The following is a 17777-nucleotide window of genomic DNA, read 5'->3' as shown; positions in this document are numbered from 1 at the left end:
GCCTAAGCTCGCTGTGAGCGGAAGGTGAGAGTGCGCTTAGACATCGCGACGGCCGGGTACCGTCGTAGGGTGACGGAATCGGATCGCTATGTCGTGGCCACCGACGGGGCCTGCAAGGGGAACCCCGGGCCGACCGGGTGGGCGTGGGTCGGGGAGGACGGCCAGTGGGCCGCCGGGTCGTTGCCGGAGGGCACGAACAACATCGGTGAGCTGCTCGGTCTGCTGCACGCGATCGACGATCACCGCGCCGTCGGCGAGTTGGTCGTCCAGGCCGACTCGACGTACGCGATCGACACCTACCGGTCCTGGATGGATGCTCACCGCCGCCGCGGCTGGAAGACCTCCGCCGGTACCCCCACCAAGAACCGTGACATCCTGGAACGCCTGATCTCGGTTCGGGACGCGCGGCGGGAGGCGGGGCTGGCGGACGTGGTTCTAGAGCACGTCCGCGGTCACCGCGGCCACGTGCTCAACGAGTGGGCCGACGAGCGCGCGGTGCGCGCTGCCGAACACGCCGCCGCCGGCACCGAGAGCGCGTGGTCTTCCCTGGGCGGCACGCAACCACAGCTCGACGTATCCGCTGCCCCCGCGCGATGACCGGCCAGCCGGTCGCGTCAGGGCGACGCGACCGGCCCGGCGACGGCCCGCGGGGCAGGCACGAGCGGATGCGGTAGCCGCCGGCCGGTGAGGCCCACAGCGGCGAGGATCGCGATCACGACCCCCATCACGATCCAGCCGGGCGCGCCCAGCAACGTGGTCATCGCCGTGTCGGAGCCGCTCGCGATCACCAGCAGACTCAGCGGCACGGCCGCGTTCAGCGATCCGTGTCCGACGGCGGCCACCCACACATTGCGACACCACCACCGTGAGACCTGCAGGATCACCCCGACACCGATCGTGAAGGCGCACATGAGCGCCAGACCGACCAGATCGGGCCGGGCGAAGTTGTAGCCGAGCAGGATGATGGGGGCGTGCCACACCCCCCAGATCACCCCGCCGATCAGCGCCGACTTCCAGAATCCCAGCGGCGCCAGTGCGGTCGCGAGGAACCCACGCCAGCCGAGCTCCTCCCCGAAAGCGGGGATGGATCCGATCAGCGCATTGAGCGGCAACGCGAGGATCGACAACGCCAGCACGGCGGCGCCGGGTATCACCGTTCCGTCCGGGAGGGTCATCTCCGGAACATCGAACTGCGCGAGCCCGAAGGCGACGGCCAGCCCGACAGCCGCGAACCCGAGGAGCAGCCACACCACCGGCCACAGCACCATGACCACGATCGACCGTGCGATCGGACGGAAGGGGGTCAGTCCGAGGTAGCGGGCGGGCCGGGGAGGGCGCACCATCGTGAACACGACGATCAGCGCCGAGACGGCGGGAGTGAACATCATCGCGGCGGTGAGCGGCAGGAACAGGGGGGAGGCCAGTCCGTCGCCGCTCACCCAGACGGGCAGTTGCACGAGCCAGGCCAGTGCGCACGCGACCACGACGTACACGATGACCGAGGGCCACCGCACGCGGGTGGGGGTGAGGTCGACGGGGGAGGTGCTGCCGATGTCCATGTCTCGACTCTGGCGCGGTCCATCGCGCCGCACCTCCCCCATGGGGCGGAGTTCAGCCCCGCCGCGTCGGGGACGTGCGGCCCCGCCTGCGCCCGGTCGCTGCGAGAGCGGACCCGATGCCGAGCAACGCCAGGGCGACGATCGGGAACTCGATCCCCAGGGCCCCGCCGGTGACTGCCAGACGTGCCGCCGCCTCGTCGCTGGCGGTCCGGGGTGGGATCGGGATGACGACGTCGGGTACCTCTGGCATCACCGCGGGCTTTCCGTCCACTGGCGTCGGCATCACCGGGGTCGGCGTGATCGGAGTCGGATCCACGGGCGTCGGCGTCGGAGTCGGCGTCGGCGTCGGAGTCGGCGTCGGCGGAACCGGAGTCGGAGTCGGAGTCGGCGGAACCGGAGTCGGAGTCGGCGTAGGCGGAACCGGAGTCGGAGTCGGCGGAACCGGAGTCGGCGTCGGCGGAACCGGAGTCGGCGTCGGCGGAACCGGGATCGGCGGAACCGGGATCGGGATCACCATGAGCTGCGCCGAGTTGCGGTCGCCGACCATCCGCACCTCGGACTCGGGTGTCGCCGCGAACTGAGCCGTCACCGATGCGGTGTTCACGACGGTGGTCGTCGCAATGGTCGCGCAAACGATCTCCACCGATTGCCCGACGGCGAGGTCACCGACACTCAGGCCGCTCCCGCTCAGGAGCGCCGCGCATTCCGGGCTCGCATCGTCAACGGGAACGAGGCGCGCGAGGGGGTCATAGATCAGCCCGCCGGTCAGTCCGACGTCGGTGAGCGGGACGTCACCGTCGTTGCTGACCACGAAACGCCAGCGCACCGGCCGGCCCCAGTCATACGTGGCGGCCTCGGCGAACTCATCGGTGCCGGTGGCCGTCTCGACCGTGGTCTCGACGGAGATCGCCGGATGGGCCTGGACCGCAAGAGACGCGGAGTCCTCAGCCGCGACGGGAACCGATCCGGCAGTCGGGTCTCCCACGAAATCGCCCGAGGCGTCCACCGTCGTCGTCACGTCGATCGGAGAGGACAGCGTGCACGAGTAGGTGCGGGACTCGCCCGCCGCCAATTCGTCGATCACCAGGCCGTCTCCGGCCAGCGCGAGGCAGTCGGCGCCGGCGCCGTCAGCCAGCGGCAGCGTGGTGGATCCGGCGCCGGCGACCACCCGCACGTTCGACAGCGGAACCGTCCCGTCGTTGGTCACCACGACGCGCCATTCGGTCGGCTCCCGCCACAGCGCGGTGCCGGCGTCCACGAAATCTCCCGATCCCGGGGTCGATTCGATCGTGGTCTGCACGTCGAGGCCGGTGACGTAGGTGACGTCGATCTGCGCCGTGTCGCTGAGCTCGATCACGTCGCCCGTGATGGTTGCCGTGGCGACGGTGGGCTCGATCGCGGTCGCGCGGCACTCGAGCGTGACGCTCGCTCCCGGCGCGATCGTGCCCACGCTCCACCCGGTGTCACCGGTCAGGGCAACGCAATCGGCGTCGGCCGAGGCGAGGTGCGTCAAAGGCGCGGCCGCAGTCAGTCCTGCCAGTACGGTGTGGCCGGTGTTGCGAACCACGAGCTGCCAGGTGACGCTTTCCCCCCACCCGTAATCGGCGACGAGGCCGTCGGAGGCGTCTGCCGCGATGAACGCGCCACCCGGGCCGTCGGCGACATTCAGTGCGATCTGGGCCGATCGGTCCAGCAGGCCGACATCCAGACCCCGGCGGTCCTCGTTCACGCCGAGCGCGACCGTGACCGGCTCGGCCCCGAAGTCGGAGTCGATGGTGTCGTCAGCACCGATATCCCGACCCGTGTACGTGACACCGGTGCCCGCAACCCCGGACGTGTCGACCTGCACCTGGTACGTCCCGCTGGGAAGGTTTCCAACGCGCCACGCCCCGTCGGTTACCGTCGCGGTGAGCGAGGCGCCGGTGGCCGTGTCGGTGACGGTGACGACCGCGCCATCGGCCAGCGTCTCGTCGGGCGTGCGGATGCCGTCGGCGTTCGCGTCCCACCAGCCCACACCCCCCAGTGACGACGCCACGACCCGCACGGGCGCAGCGGGCACCTCGGTGACGATACCGCTGCGGGAACGGAACACGCTGTTCGCGTACACGTCGCCGCCGTGCGCGCCCTGCTGGATCATCGCGACCCGCAGCCCCCCACTGTAGGGATTGCCCATCGCTGCCACGTCCACCCGGATCGCGGTGACGGCGGCGAGGGAGGGCAGGGTGGCGGGGTCGACCCACGTGTGGGCGGCGAGGTTCGTCGTGCTGCGGTCGACGGCATCGGTTGTGACGAACACGGTCGCCCCGCTCGTCGCGTCGCCGACGAGCTGGAGCCCGTCCAGTGTGAGCGCACCCGAGATCGTGGACCCGCGCCCGTCTCCGGCGTACGGCAGCACATCGTAGAAGGTATTGGGAACGGTGGCACTGGCTTGGAAGTTGTACCAGTTGAGCAGCCACGCCGCACCCGCGTCATCGACCTCGATGGTGCCGGGACCGTCGATGTACTTCTGCACCCCCGAGACGACCGCCTGCACGACGCTGACGACGGCCTTCGACGTGCGCTCGGTCGCGACCTGGGTGTTGCCCGCCGCGCTGATGACCGCCGAGTTGATGTATTGGCCGGATGCGGGTGCCTTCACGGCTGTGGTCACCGCGTAGCGGATGTTCGGGACGTCGGTGGCCGTGTCCGCCAACCCCTGGTAGGTGAATTTCAGGGTGAACCCGGTGGCGATGGTTCCGGTGCGCTCCACGGCCCACGCCGGGTCGAGCTGGGAGGTGTCGACCGCCACCGTGCCCGTGGGAAGCGTGTCGACCACCGTCAACCCCGGAACCGGGGTTGCGCCGACGGTTCCGAAGGGATTGGAAAGGGCAGGGTCGATCACGAAGTGGATGGGGCTTCCCGCCACGATCGACCGCTGGTCGGCGCCCTTGCTGATCGCCACGCGCGCGCCGGATACGAGCAGGTACCGGGTGGAGCCGTACGAACGCTGGCTTCGATACTCGAATCGATCATCGACCCGGATTCCGTTATCGGCGACGACGGTGAACACGGGGACGAAGACCAACACCCGATCGATGCTCTCGGTGCTGGTGGGGGCCCACGGTCCAGCGACGTAGCGCAGCCGCACACCGGTCACGGCACTGGGTCCTCCCGCAGCGGCGATCGAGTCCTTCCAGACCAGGGTGCCGGGGGACTTGTAGTTCGGCGTACTGGCGGTGTATTCGATGACATAGTCCGATGCCGGCAACGGTGTGCGCGAAAATGTTCCGACGTACATCGGAACGTCGAGGATCTGCTGCTGGGCAGGGTTCCAGAAGTCGTAGAGGATCGGCGCCTGCTCGGGAACCACAGCCCCGGTGTTGTCCTCCGCGGGGCGCACCCAGAGCTTGTCGTACACGGTCGCGCCGTGCGTGATCGAGTGGTTCGTGATGGCCTCCCACACCGGTCCGCTCTCTGGTTCTTCCCCGAATCTCGGCGCCGCGGGGTCATCGGTGGTCCAGATCTCTTTGGCCGCCGCGAACCCGCCGTCGCCGATCTGCTGGAGGGCTCCGCCACGGCTCACGTTGTTGCCCGTGTCCACCTCGGTGACCGTGCCCCCCGACGCGGTCTGGAACGTGGCGTCGACGCGGTTGACAACCGTTGCCGGCGTCGCCGTCGGGGCATCTGTGGCGGGAACCATGAGGTCGAGCCGAATGACCACTCCCTCCGTGGGAATGGGGTTGGGGAGTTGAGTGAGCGCGAGGGTGGCGGTGCCCGCGGACTGCGAAGTGATCACCGCCGCCGCTCCGCTGCTGACCGCGACCACGCGCAACCGCGCGGAAGCGATCGCGGGGCTGATGCTGTAGGTGTCGGTGATCATGGCCGGTTCGGCGACGTCGAAGGCCGCGGCGCCGAGTCCGGCGGCACCGTCACCGGCATCCGGCTGGTACACGGTCACGGCATACTGCACGACCCGGCAGGCCACGTTCCCGGCACCGAAGTCGCAGGTGGAGCCCACGTTGTTGCCGTTACGGATGATGGTCTTGTCGAGTTCGAGTCGCGCTTCACTGGCAACGGTCATCGGCGGAGCCGCGTATGCGGTCGTCCCGACACCGTCTGTCACGGCCAGGGAGGCGGAGTACACCGACCCGTTCGGTACGCTCGACGACGGGATCGCGGCCAATCCCCCGATGGTGACGTCCACGCCGGCGCCGTGGATCGACATGGTCGCAGTGAGCGTTCGCCCGTCCGCGGACAGTTCGTAGGACGAGGTGTAGTCGGCGTTGTCGGCCGTCAAGAGCGTCAACGAGGCCGGATCCCAGTGCCATCCCACGGGGAGGGTCTGTGTCGCGGTCGCGCCGTCGACGACGGAGGCCGAGCTGAAGAACCACGCAAAGGTGGCGGTCTCGTTCGTGGCGATGACCCCGTTGTCGATTGCCGTATCCAGCGTCGACCCGCTGCCGTCATCGACCAACCGCAGCTCGCTTGCGGCGAAGCTCCCGGTCGCCGCCTGCGCAGGAACGGCCGCCCCGAGCACACTCAGCGCCACCAGCGTCAGCATCGCCAGCACGCGACGATGCCATCGCGCACCCAAGCGCGGGTCTTCGAGAGGGGGGATGCCCTCGCGGGGAGGAAGAGATCGCAACACAGTGACACTCCAGGGTTCGCGCGAGCCCGTGTTCGGGCACGGGCCGCTCATCCATCACCCGCGGGTCATCGGCGGGCGAGGCGGCGGACGCGGGCGGGGGATCCGGGGGGATGCCAGCGCGAACCGTTCGCCGTCGCCGTCAGGATACGACGCGTGACCCCAAAAAAGCTATAAAAGTCTATAAAGTGATCATATGGCCGGATCGTCGTCGGCCGCGGTGGCGACGAGCTGGCCGCAGGCACCGTCGATCTCCTTGCCCCGGGTGTCACGCAGCGTCGTCGGGATGCCCGCGGCGTTCAGCCGCCGGACGAACTCGTTCTGCACCGGCACCTCCGAGGCCGTCCAGATCGACCCCGGCGTCGGGTTCAACGGGATCGGGTTCACATGCACCCACCCCCGCCCGCGCGCATTGAGCTTCTCGGCCAGCAGATCCGCGCGCCACGCGTGATCGTTCATGTCCTTGATCAGCGCGTACTCGATCGACACGCGGCGCCCGGTGCGATCGAAGTAGGCACGCGCGGCATCCAGGGCTTCGTCGACCTTCCAGCGCGAGTTGACCGGGATCAGCTCATCGCGCAGCTGGTCGTCGGGAGCGTGCAACGAGAGCGCGAACGTCACCGGGATCCGCTCGTCGGCGAGCTTGCGGATCGCCGGCACCAGCCCCACGGTCGACACCGTGATGCCGCGCGCGCTCATCCCGATGCCGTGATCGTTGTCGACCATGACACGCACGGCCTGCATGACCCGCGCGTAGTTCGCCAGCGGCTCCCCCATGCCCATGAACACGATGTTGCTGACCCGCTCGCCGTCGTGCCCCACCGCGCGCGGGTCGCCCAGGCCGCCGTCGGCGATGAAACGGTTGGCGCGCACCACCTGCGCGACGATCTCCGCAGCCGACATGTTGCGCATGAGGCCCGCCTGGCCGGTCGCGCAGAAGGGACAGTTCATCCCGCAGCCGGCCTGACTCGACACACACAGCGTGATGCGGCCCGGGTAGCGCATCAGCACCGACTCGACGAGGGCGCCGTCGTGCAGACGCCACAGGAACTTGACGGTGTCGCCGCGATCGGTCTGCAGGTGTCGCACCTCGGTGAGCAGCGGGGGCAGCATCGCCGCGACCAGTTCCTCCCGACGCGACGCCGGCAGATCGGTCATGAGCGCCGGATCGTCGGTGAAGTGCGTGAAATAGTGCTTCTCGAGCTGCCGCGCGCGGAACGCGGGCAGCCCCCACTCGACCACCTTCGCCGCGCGCTCGGCCGGAGACAGGTCGGCCAAGTGCACCGGCGGCTTGCCCCGCCGAGGCGAGGCGAACTGCAACACGGGCCGCCCCTCGGCATCCTTCTGCTGGGTCCAGCCCTCGGTGGCGGGGCGTACCTGGCGGGCGTCCGCGGTGCGGGCGTTCGCGGTGCGGGGCGGGCCGGGGCGATCCATCCGTCCAGAGTAATCCGTCCCGCGCACAGGGGACGGGGGCGGACTCGGGCAAATCCGCCCCCGCAAGTGACGATTTCTATGGGAGCACCGAGGGGGGCACCTCGGAGTTCGACCGCCACCGATGCGCGACCGCTCGTTGGGGATGAAGCGGATGCGCCAACACTCGACAAGGAGTGTCACTAGGAGGGATGCAGGTCCCCCGGTTCTATTACGCAACAAACGCATATATTTTTCCCGGGGCGTCCCGGCGCCATCGAACCCACCCGCAGGCAGCGTCCGCGCCCTAGAATTCGGGCATGACCGAGCCCCGCGATGCCGCACGCGCGGCGATCCACAAGGTGCTCAACAACAACGTCGTGATCACCCACGACGCGTCGGGCACGGAACGGGTCGTCATGGGTCGGGGCCTCGGGTTCCAGGTGCGCCCCGGCGACGACCTCGACCCGGCCCGCATCGAGAAGACCTTCATCCTCGACCCCGGTCCGGACGGCGACCGCGCGCGGCAGGTGCTCACCGACGTTCCCTACGCCGTCGTCGAGGCCGTCACCGAGGCGGTGGACGGGGCCGAACGCGACCTCGGTCGCCAGCTCGGGCGCCACGTCGTCGTCGCGGTGATCGACCACGTCTCGTTCGTGCTGTCGCGGCTGGAACGGGGGGTGCGCATCCCCGCGACGGCCATGCCGCAGCTGCGCGTCCTGCATCCGGCCGAGTTCGGTGCCGCCGAGCGGATGGCACGCACCCTGGCCGATCGCCTCGACACCTCCCTGCCACCCGAGGAAGCCGTCTTCCTGACGATGCATCTGCTCAACGCCACCCGCGACGAGCCGGGCGGCACGGCCGCGCTGCTGTTCCGCCGCGTGCAGCACGTCGTCGACACGGTCGAGACGGGGCTCGGCGTCACCCTGGACCCCGGCACCCCCGACTATGCGCGCTTCATCCTGCACGTGCAGTTCCTGCTGCAACGGCTCGTCGACCGCACCATGCTCGCCAGCGGCGACACCTCGTTCTTCGAGTTCGCCCGGCACAGCTACCCGCGGGCGCACGCCATCGCCGAAGATGTGAAGGCCTACGTGGCCGCCGCCACCGGCTCCGAGCTCACCGACGAGGAGATGCTGTACGTCACCGTCCACGTGGAGCGGCTGCGCTCCCGCGTCGCGCCGGGCGAGAGCGACGACCGCGTGATAGGATGAGCGACGCAGAACCCCCGGTTCTGCCGAGACAACTGGATTGTTACCGCCACGGCGGGCAAAACCTGAACTCACATCGCTGCACCGCGATGAACGGGTTCAGGTTTTTTTGTTGCCCGCAGTCCGGTCTCATCCTGTGACCCGACACAGAAGGCCGCAGTGAAGCGGCGAAAGGAAGGCGGATCCCATGGCGGATTACGCGAAGATCGCCGAAGGCGTCCTGCGGGGCGTCGGCGGCGAGGAGAACATCACCTCGGTCGTGCACTGCGCGACCCGGCTGCGCTTCGTCCTGAAGGACGAGTCCAAGGCCGACGGCGCGGCGCTGAAGGCGACGCCCGGCGTCATCACCACGGCGCAGGCCGGCGGCCAGTACCAGGTCGTGATCGGCAACGACGTGCCCGAGGTCTACGCCGAGATCGGCAAGATGACCTCCCTCGGCGGTGGCGGCGGTGAGGACGACGCGCCGAAGGGGAACCTGTTCAACCGCTTCATCAAGATGATCTCCTCGGTGTTCACCCCGATCATCTGGGCGCTGGCGGCGACCGGTCTGCTGAAGGCCTTCCTCTCGGCGGCGCAGACCTTCGGCTGGATCGACCCCGAGTCCTCGACGTTCGCCGTCCTCTACGCGCTGTCGGACGGGTTCATCTACTTCATGCCGGTGGCGCTGGCGATCACCTCGGCGCGCTACTTCAAAGCCTCCGAGTACACGTCGTTCGCGATCGCGGCCGCACTGGTCTACCCCTCGATCGTGGGCTTGGTGGGCGCCGAGGGGCTGACGTTCTTCGGCATTCCCTTCACGATGGTCAGCTACGTGTCGGCCGTCATCCCGGTGATCCTGATCGTGTGGCTGCAGAGCCACGCCGAGAAGTTCCTCTACGCGAAGCTCCCCGGCGCCATCCGCCGGTTCGTCACCCCCATGATCGTGGTCCTCATCGCGGTTCCGCTCGTGTTCGTCGTCGTCGGGCCGATCTCCGACCTCGTCGCCTCCGCCATTGGTAACAGCATCGGCTGGGTCTTCAGCAACGTGCCGTGGCTGGGCGGCGCGATCGTGGGTGGCCTGTGGCAGGTCTTCGTCATCTTCGGTCTGCACTGGGGCCTGGTCCCGGTCTTCCAGGTGGAGTTCGTCGCCACCGGTCAGATGCTGCTGCTGGCTCCGGTGTTCGCTGCCGTCCTCGCCCAGGCCGGCGCCGTCGCAGGCGTCTGGGTGCGCACCCGCAACCGCACGCTGCGTTCACTCGCCGCCCCCGCGACCCTCTCCGGGTTCCTGGCCGGCATCACCGAACCGGCCATCTACGGTGTGAACCTGCCGCTGAAGCGCCCGTTCGCGTTCGGTATCGCCGGAGGCGTCGTCGGTGGCGCGATCATCGCGATGGGCAACGTCTTCTCGACCGCGTTCGTGATCCCCTCCGGCCTCGCCCTTCCGGCCCTCTTCGGCAACGGCAGCATGGTGATGCTGGCGATCGGTCTGGCAGCGGCCATCCTCATCCCGTTCCTGCTGGTGGTCCTGGTCGGCTTCAAGGACCCGGAGGACGCGGATGTCGCCGCCGTTACCCCCGCGAACGACGTCGCCGTGCTCAGTCCGCTCGACGGCACCGTCATCCCGCTGGGCGAGGTCGCCGACGCGGCCTTCGCGGAGGGTTCGCTCGGTCAGGGTGTGGCCATCCGTCCGCGCTCGGGGGCCGTGTACGCTCCGTTCGACGGCACGGTCGTCGCCGCCTTCCCCACCGGACACGCCTTCGGTCTGCGTCACGCGGACGGCACCGAAGTACTCATCCACATCGGGCTCGACACCGTCAAGCTCAACGGTGAGCACTTCACGACACGGGTCACCTCGGGCCAGAACGTGCGCGCCGGCGACCTGCTGGTCGAGTTCGACGGCGAGGCCATCGAACTGGCGGGCTACGACCTGACCACACCGGTGATCGTCACCAACCCCGACCTCTACCCGGCGGTCGTCGCGACGGCCTCGGGACCGGTCGCCCACGGTGAGCCCCTGTTCACGGCGGTCTCGGTCGAGACGGCCGCATCCCGCGCGTAAGGAGACGCTATGACCGTACGATTCCCCGACGGCTTCCTCTGGGGCGGCGCCACCGCCGCGAACCAGGTCGAGGGCGCCTACGACGAGGACGGCAAGGGGTTGTCGGTGCAGGACGTGATGCCCCGCGGCATCTCCGGCCCGCGCACCGACGCCCCAACGCCGGACAACCTGAAACTCGTCGGCATCGATCACTACCACCGCTACGCGGAGGACATCGCGCTGTTCGCCGAGATGGGCTTCACCGTCTACCGGTTCTCGATCGCGTGGAGCCGGATCTTCCCAAACGGTGACGAGACCGAGCCGAACGAGGCGGGCCTGGCGTTCTACGACCGGTTGCTCGACGAGTTGGAGCGGCGCGGCATCGAGCCGCTCGTGACGATCTCGCACTACGAGACGCCGCTGCACCTGGCCGAGACCTACGACGGGTGGACCGACCGTCGCATGATCGGGTTCTATGAGCGCTACGCCCGCACCCTGTTCGAGCGGTACGGCTCGCGCGTGAAGTACTGGCTCACGTTCAACGAGATCAACTCGCTCGTGCACGCCCCGTTCATGTCGGGCGGGATCAACACCCCGAAGGAGCAGCTGAGCGACGCGCAGCTGTACCAGGCGATGCACCACGAGCTGGTGGCCTCGGCCCGCGCCACCCGGATCGCCCGCGAGGTGATCCCGGGGGTGCAGATCGGGTGCATGGTGTTGTCGATGCCGGTGTACCCGCTGACCCCGTCCCCGCAGGATGCCCTCGCGGTGATGGCGACCGACCACGGCAACCTCGTGTACGGCGACGTGCACACCCGCGGACGGTACCCGGGCTACTTCCTGCGCAGCCTGCGCGAGAAGGGCATCGAGCTCGACATCACCGACGCCGATCGCGACGACCTGGGCAACACGGTCGATTTCGTCTCGTTCAGCTACTACATGTCGATCGCCGAGACCGGCGACCCCGAGCGGCGCACCGCCGGCGAGGGGAACATCATGGGCGGCGTGCCGAACCCGACGTTGCCGGCCAGCGAGTGGGGGTGGCAGATCGACCCGATCGGGCTGCGCCTTGTCCTCAACCAGTTCTGGGACCGGTGGCAGAAGCCGCTTTTCATCGTCGAGAACGGGCTGGGCGCCAAGGACGTGCTGGTCGAGGTCGACGGCGTGAAGACCGTGGTCGACGACTACCGCATCGCCTACATGAACGACCACCTGGTGCAGGTGGCCGAGGCGATCGCGGACGGCGTCGAGGTGCTCGGCTACACCTCGTGGGGGTGCATCGACATCGTCAGCGCCTCCACGGCGCAGCTGAGCAAGCGGTACGGGTTCATCTACGTCGACCGCAACGACGACGGCACCGGCAGCCTGGAGCGGTACCGCAAGAAGTCCTTCGGCTGGTACCGCGACGTCATCGCCAGCAACGGCGGGGTGTTGACCGTCTGACCGCGACCGGCGGCGCGGGCGCCTCCCCCGTCCTAGCGCCCGCGCCGCCTTCCCCCTCACCGAAAGGATGCCGTGACCGCCACGCCCCGCCCCCGCACCGTGTTCCTCGATGTCGACGGCACCCTGATGCAGGACGGCCGCCACATTCCGCCGTCGGCGATCGCGGCGGTGCGCGCGGCACGCCGCAACGGCCACCGCGTCTTCTTGAGCACCGGGCGGGGCATGAAGGAGCTCGAGGGCGCGGTTCTCGACATCGGCTTCGACGGTGCCGTCACCAACGGCGGCGGCTTCGCCACCGCCGGCGACGAGGTCGTCGTGGCTCGGCTGCTGACGGCATCCGACGTCGACCGCGTGTCGGAGAGCTTCCGCGCGCACGGCGTGCACTGGTATCTGCAGAGCTTCGACCGTCTCTTCGCCGGTCCGGGCCTTGTCTCCCTGCTCGGCGAGCACCTCGCCCGTGACCGGGATCGCTGGCGCGCCGCCGGCGGCGACCCCGACGACCCGGCGTTCTTCAGCGTCGGCATGAAGACCTTCGACGACGACGCGCTGATGCGTTCCGACGAGATCGCCAAAGCCGTCTTTCTCAGCGACGATGCGGATGCCGTCGCCGCCGTCCTCGACGACCTCGGGGCCGAGTACGCCGTCGTCGGCGGCACGATCCCGCTGCCGACGGGAAGCTCCGGCGAGGTCGCCGCGCGCGGGGTCACCAAGGGGGCGACGATCCTGGAGCTGCTCGCCCACCTGGGTCTGGACCCGGACGATGCGATCGGCATCGGGGACAACTGGAACGACGCCGAGATGTTCGAGGTGTGCGGCACTTCCATCGCGATGGGAAACGCCGAACCCGCCGTGCAGGCCCTCGCCCACGAGGTGACCGCGGCGATCGACGCGGACGGCATCCACCTCGCCTTCGACCGCCACGGACTGATCTGAGCACCGCGACGGCGCACCCGACGAGAGAATGGACCACGTGACCACGACCGACCGCGAGCGCATCATCTTCCTCGACGTGGATGGCACCATCCTCGAACACGGGACCGTCATCGCGCCATCGACGGTGACCGCGATCCGCGCGGCGCGCGCCCGCGGACACCGGGTCTACCTGTGCACCGGGCGCGGCGCCGGCGACATCCACCCCGACGTGCGTGCTATCGGCGTCGACGGCGCGATCACCAACGGCGGCGCTTTCGCGACCGACGGCGACGAGGTGGTGCTGTCGCGACCGATGCCGCGCGACGCGGGCGAGCGTCTGGTCGCCTACTTCGAGGAGCACGGGCTGCACTATTTTCTGCAGACCCACGAGCACGTATACGCCAGCGACGGCATCCGCGCGTTCGCGCTCGGATTTCTGGAGAACCGCCGTGCGCAACGCGCCGCCGACCTGGCCCGGCTCGGGCTGAGCGCCGACGACCTCACCGAGGCGGTGTTGACCGCCGACTACCGCCCGGTCGCGGAGGCCGATCTCGACCGCATCGCTAAGGCGGTGTTCGTCAGCGGCACCTCCGACACGCTCGAGCGCGCGAGGCGCGACCTCGGCGACCGGTTCCTGGTGATCCCCGGCAGCATGCCCATGCCGGGCGGCTCCAACGGCGAGATCAGCCTGCTCGGCACCGACAAGGGCAGCGGCATCCTCGCGATGCTCGCGCATCTGGGCCGCTCCGCCGACGACAGCGTCGGGATCGGTGACAGCTGGAACGACCGCGAGATGTTCGACGTCGTGGGAACGTCGGTCGCGATGGGCCAGGCCGACCCCGAACTGCAGGCCCACGCCGACATCGTCACCAGCGACGTGCTCGACGACGGAGTCTGGAACGCGTTCGTGCGCCTCGGCCTGATCGACGGCGCCACCCTACCCGCGGTCCCCTGACCGCTGCCGGTCGACGTGTTCCGCATCCGGCACCCCTGCGTCCACCCGTCGAGCGCGCTCCGTCAGAAGACACGGATACCGGCAACCTGTGCGCACACCTGAAAACCGGGTCCCGCAGGAATTCCGCTACCGCTGCGTTGCCGCTGGCATGTCCCGCACCCCCTGCCGCCGAGACCCCGCATGGTCTAGGAAGGAAGCGGCCCGATTCACGTCGTGCGTCGTGACCGCCGCCGATGCCCCCTGACCGCCCGCGCGGGGAGGCTAGTCCAAGAAGATGTCGGGGAAGAGCTCGGCGTCGGGGGTTCCGGGGACGGCGGCGTAGCCGGAGAGGTCGGTGATGCCCGCCTCGGCCAGCACGTCCTCGACGATGAGCGTCTGCCCGGTGTACCCGGACGCGGGGCGGGTCAGCACCCGGTGGGCCGCGTCGGCGTAGATCTCCGGGGTCCGGCTGACCTTCATCATCCGGTCCCCGCCGAGCGCGAACTGCACCGCCGCGGTCGCGATCGTCGTGCGCGGCCACAGCGTGTTGGCGGCGATACCGGCGGCGGCGAACTCTGCGGCCAGGCCCAGCGTCGCCATCGTCATGCCGTACTTGGCGAGGGTGTACCCGGTGTGCGCCCCGAGCCAGCGGGGCGACGGGTTCAGCGGCGGAGACAGCGACAGGATGTGCGGATTGTCCGCCTCTTTCAGCATGGGAAGTGCCGCGCGGGAGAGCATGAACGTGCCGCGCACATTGACGTCCTGCATGAGGTCGTACTTCTTGACGGCGAGGTCGAGCGAGCCGGACAGATCGATGACAGACGCGTTGTTGACCACGATGTCGATCCCGCCGAACTCCCCCTGCGTCGTGAGGACGGCCGTCGCGATGTCGTCGTCGTTGCGCACGTCGCCGACGATCGGCAGCGCCTGACCGCCGGCGGCGCGGATCTGATCGACCGCCGTGTGCACGGTGCCCGGGAGCTTCGGGTGCGGCGCATCCGTCTTGGCCAGCAGCGCGACGTTGGCACCATCGCGGGCGGCGGCGAGCGCGATCGCAAGGCCGATGCCGCGGCTGCCGCCGGAGAGCAGGAGGGTCTTTCCGGCGAGGGTGCCGTCCGGTGCCGCGGTCATGATCTCTCCTTGCTGCCGGCGCGGGCCGCGAACGCCGCCACGCGCGCTCTCGCGTCGGCCGTATCGAACGCGGCCCCGATGGTGCGGGCCTCGTCGTCGAGGTTGTCGGGGAAGGACCGTCCGGCGCCGCTGCGGACGAGCCGTTTGGCTTGCCCGAAGGCCGCTGTCGCACCGGCGAGCCAGCCCGCCGCGACCTCCGCCGCGCGAGCACCGGGATCTGCGGCGATCTCGGTCACCAGCCCCCACTCCAGGGCGGTCGCCGCGTCGACGGTCTCGTCGCGCAGCAGCATCCGCAGCGCGCGACGCTGCCCGATCGCGGCGGGCAGCAGCGTCGACACGCCGAGGTCGGGGGTCAGCCCGACCGCGGCGTACTTGCTGGCGAAGGTGGCGTCGGGCGAGACCACGATGTCGTCGGCGGTGAGCAGGAGCCCCAGCCCGCCGCCGGCGACGGCACCGGTCGCGGCGGCCACGATCGGCACGTCCGAGCCGACCAAGGCACGGATGCCGTCGTGGATCACCGCCGCCAGCTCGGTGATCCACGTGCCGTCCGCCGCGGCGGAGGCCATCGCGACGACATCACCGCCGGCACAGAACGCGGGACCGGCCGCATCCAGCACGATCGCGCGGACCGAGGTGTCGGCGGTCACCTCGTGGGCGACCTGCTTCCACCGGGTCGCCATCTCGAAATCGACGGCGTTCAGCGACGCGGGACGATTGAGCGTCACGCGGGCCAGCGCGCCCTCGCGTCGCAGCAGGATCGTGTCGCTCATCGGAGCCTCATCACGCTCACTTCGGCGCCATCCGGATGCCGCCGTCCAGGCGGATCGTCTCGCCGTTGAGGTAGCCGTTGTCGACGATGTGCGCCACGAGCGCAGCATACTCGTCGGGGGTGCCCAGCCGGGGCGGGTGCGGCACCTGCTGGCCGAGCGAGGCCTGCGCCGCCTCGGGGAGCCTTGCGAGCATGGGCGTGCGCATGATGCCGGGCGCGATCGTGCAGACGCGGATGCTGTGGCGGGCCAGTTCGCGTGCGATCGGCAGGGTCATGGCGTGCACGCCCCCCTTGCTCGCCGCGTACGCGGGCTGGCCGATCTGACCGTCGAACGCGGCCACCGAGGCGGTGTTGACGATGACGCCGCGATCGCCGGATGCCGTCGGCTCGGTCTGCGCGATCGCCGCCGCCGCCCGGGAGATGACGTTGTACGTGCCCAGCAGGTTCACGTGGATGACCCGCTCGAAGCCCACCAGCGGGGTGGGGGTGCCGTCGCGGTCGAGCACCTTGGCCGCCGCGGCGATGCCGGCACAGTTCACGACGACCCGCAGCGGCGCGACCGCGGCGGCAGCGGCGACCGCGGCATCGATCTGGACCGGGTGGGTGACGTCGGCCGGTGCGAAAGCACCGCCGATGTCCGCGGCGGCGTCCGCGCCGGCGACGGCGTCGAGGTCGACGATCACCACGTGCGCGCCGGCGGCGGCCAGCCGGCGCGCGGTCGCCAATCCCAGCCCGCTCGCACCACCGGTGACGAGCGCGGACGCTCCGGTCACCTCCATACGTCTCCCCCTCTGCGTACGCGGACCGGTCGATGCGCCGCCGGGACCACAGGGTCGCTCCAGGCTACCGGGTGGGTACCGCCGCAGGCACCGCCGCGACAATCTCGGGGCGTGCGGAAACGTGCTCCAGCAGGTGCTCCAGGAGTTGCTCCCGGGCGCGTGACCGCCGGTCAGGACCAGACGAAGCGGAAGGTACCGGCCGCCACGGCGGCGCCCAGGGCGAGCGCGATCACCGCGAGAGTGCCGGCGACGGCCGCCGCATCGCGCGGGCCCAGGCGCGAACGGCGCCACCAGGTGCGCTCCCCCGGCGCGCCGAATCCCCGCGCCTCCATCGCCGTGGCCAGTTTCGTGCCGCGCCGCACGGCGAAAACGAGCAGCACGAAGGCCATCGAGAACAACCGTCGCAGCGCTCCCCGATCGCCCAGCCCCCGCGCGCGCCGAGCCAGCGTCATGGAACGCCAGTCGTCGACAAACAGGCCGAGCGTGCGCGTGCCGGCGAGCACCCCCAGCACGAACCTCGTCGGCAGGTGCACGACCTGAGCCAGCGCGGCCGCGAGGTCGTGGGGGTCGGTGCGCCCGAACAGGAGGATGGTCGGCAGCGCGAGGGCGAGCACCCTCAGGCTGACGGCGACGGCCAACGCGATCGATGCGTCGCTGATGGTCGCGTACCAGAACGACCCGTACACCGTGCCGCCGGGCTCGGCGTACAGCAACATGCTGACCCCCGCGATGGGCGCGACGACCAGCACGGGGGCCAGGCGCGCCAGCACCGTGCCCAGCCGCAGGCCGACGAGCGGGAGGAGGAGCAGCTGCAGACAGATCGCGACGAGCGCGCTCAGGGGGTCGATCGAGGCGAACAGGGGAATCGACAGCAGCACCGCCATCAGCAGCTTCGTCGCCGGGTTCACCCCGTCGATCCAGGCCAGCCGCGCGGCCGGTTCGGCCGATGTCGCCACGGCGGTCATCCCGCCGCCCCCGTCGCGGCGGC

13 protein-coding genes are annotated in these 17777 nt (G+C 69.9%); 6 read left to right on the top strand and 7 right to left on the bottom strand.

Features of this window, described 5'->3' with window-relative positions; genetic code table 11:
• Positions 1-69: 69 nt before the first annotated feature.
• On the top strand, positions 70-597 hold the full coding sequence (locus tag ACK5KK_RS15240) for a ribonuclease H family protein (RefSeq protein ID WP_416890934.1): 528 nt from the start codon (positions 70-72) through the stop codon (positions 595-597).
• Positions 598-614: 17 nt separating this feature from the next.
• Here the strand turns inward: ACK5KK_RS15240 and ACK5KK_RS15235 are convergent, their stop codons facing one another.
• The 3 genes from ACK5KK_RS15235 to rlmN all read right to left on the bottom strand — a co-directional run bounded on the left by ACK5KK_RS15235 (position 615) and on the right by rlmN (position 7617).
• A complete protein-coding gene (locus ACK5KK_RS15235) occupies positions 615-1559 on the bottom strand; it encodes a type II CAAX prenyl endopeptidase Rce1 family protein (protein WP_416890933.1) in 945 nt (314 codons plus the stop codon).
• Between the two features lie 52 nt (positions 1560-1611).
• Positions 1612-6099 (bottom strand): SdrD B-like domain-containing protein, encoded by a 4488-nt coding sequence (locus tag ACK5KK_RS15230; RefSeq protein WP_416890947.1) that lies wholly within the window; start codon positions 6097-6099, stop codon positions 1612-1614.
• Positions 6100-6375: 276 nt separating this feature from the next.
• Positions 6376-7617 (bottom strand): 23S rRNA (adenine(2503)-C(2))-methyltransferase RlmN, encoded by a 1242-nt coding sequence (rlmN, locus tag ACK5KK_RS15225; RefSeq protein ID WP_416890932.1) that lies wholly within the window; start codon positions 7615-7617, stop codon positions 6376-6378.
• A 296-nt stretch (positions 7618-7913) separates the two neighbouring features.
• On the opposite strand from rlmN, the gene ACK5KK_RS15220 reads away from it, so the two are divergent.
• The 5 genes from ACK5KK_RS15220 (at position 7914) to ACK5KK_RS15200 (ending at position 14131) form a co-directional block, all read left to right on the top strand.
• Positions 7914-8807 carry a PRD domain-containing protein gene (locus ACK5KK_RS15220; RefSeq protein ID WP_416890931.1) on the top strand — a complete coding sequence of 298 codons (894 nt, stop codon included), beginning with the start codon at positions 7914-7916 and terminating at the stop codon, positions 8805-8807.
• A 184-nt stretch (positions 8808-8991) separates the two neighbouring features.
• Complete coding sequence (locus ACK5KK_RS15215; protein WP_416890930.1) at positions 8992-10842, top strand: beta-glucoside-specific PTS transporter subunit IIABC; 1851 nt, start codon at positions 8992-8994, stop codon at positions 10840-10842.
• A 9-nt stretch (positions 10843-10851) separates the two neighbouring features.
• Positions 10852-12264: a glycoside hydrolase family 1 protein gene (locus ACK5KK_RS15210; RefSeq protein ID WP_416890929.1), complete on the top strand. Its 1413-nt coding sequence runs from the start codon at positions 10852-10854 to the stop codon at positions 12262-12264.
• 72 nt (positions 12265-12336) lie between these two features.
• Entirely contained in the window at positions 12337-13197 is an 861-nt protein-coding gene (locus ACK5KK_RS15205) for a Cof-type HAD-IIB family hydrolase (protein WP_416890928.1), read from the top strand.
• A 37-nt stretch (positions 13198-13234) separates the two neighbouring features.
• On the top strand, positions 13235-14131 hold the full coding sequence (locus ACK5KK_RS15200; RefSeq protein WP_416890927.1) for a Cof-type HAD-IIB family hydrolase: 897 nt from the start codon (positions 13235-13237) through the stop codon (positions 14129-14131).
• Positions 14132-14392: 261 nt separating this feature from the next.
• On the opposite strand, the gene ACK5KK_RS15195 is transcribed toward ACK5KK_RS15200, so the two are convergent.
• From ACK5KK_RS15195 to ACK5KK_RS15180, 4 genes are all read right to left on the bottom strand, one after another.
• Positions 14393-15241 (bottom strand): SDR family oxidoreductase, encoded by an 849-nt coding sequence (locus tag ACK5KK_RS15195; protein WP_416890926.1) that lies wholly within the window; start codon positions 15239-15241, stop codon positions 14393-14395.
• The gene (locus ACK5KK_RS15190; RefSeq protein ID WP_416890925.1) at positions 15238-16011 is read right to left on the bottom strand and encodes an enoyl-CoA hydratase/isomerase family protein; all 774 of its coding nucleotides are present in this window, start codon (positions 16009-16011) and stop codon (positions 15238-15240) included. The genes ACK5KK_RS15195 and ACK5KK_RS15190 overlap by 4 nt, the downstream gene beginning before the upstream one ends.
• A gap of 16 nt (positions 16012-16027) precedes the next feature.
• The gene (locus ACK5KK_RS15185) at positions 16028-16789 is read right to left on the bottom strand and encodes an SDR family NAD(P)-dependent oxidoreductase (protein WP_416890924.1); all 762 of its coding nucleotides are present in this window, start codon (positions 16787-16789) and stop codon (positions 16028-16030) included.
• A gap of 170 nt (positions 16790-16959) precedes the next feature.
• Positions 16960-17754 carry an energy-coupling factor transporter transmembrane component T family protein gene (locus ACK5KK_RS15180; RefSeq protein ID WP_416890946.1) on the bottom strand — a complete coding sequence of 265 codons (795 nt, stop codon included), beginning with the start codon at positions 17752-17754 and terminating at the stop codon, positions 16960-16962.
• Positions 17755-17777 lie beyond the last annotated feature (23 nt).

Origin of the sequence: Microbacterium sp. (assembly GCF_047972865.1) — a bacterium.
Lineage (GTDB): Bacteria > Actinomycetota > Actinomycetes > Actinomycetales > Microbacteriaceae > Microbacterium.
Note: the sequence above shows the minus strand (reverse complement) of the source record. Positions and strands in the feature narration are given on the sequence as shown.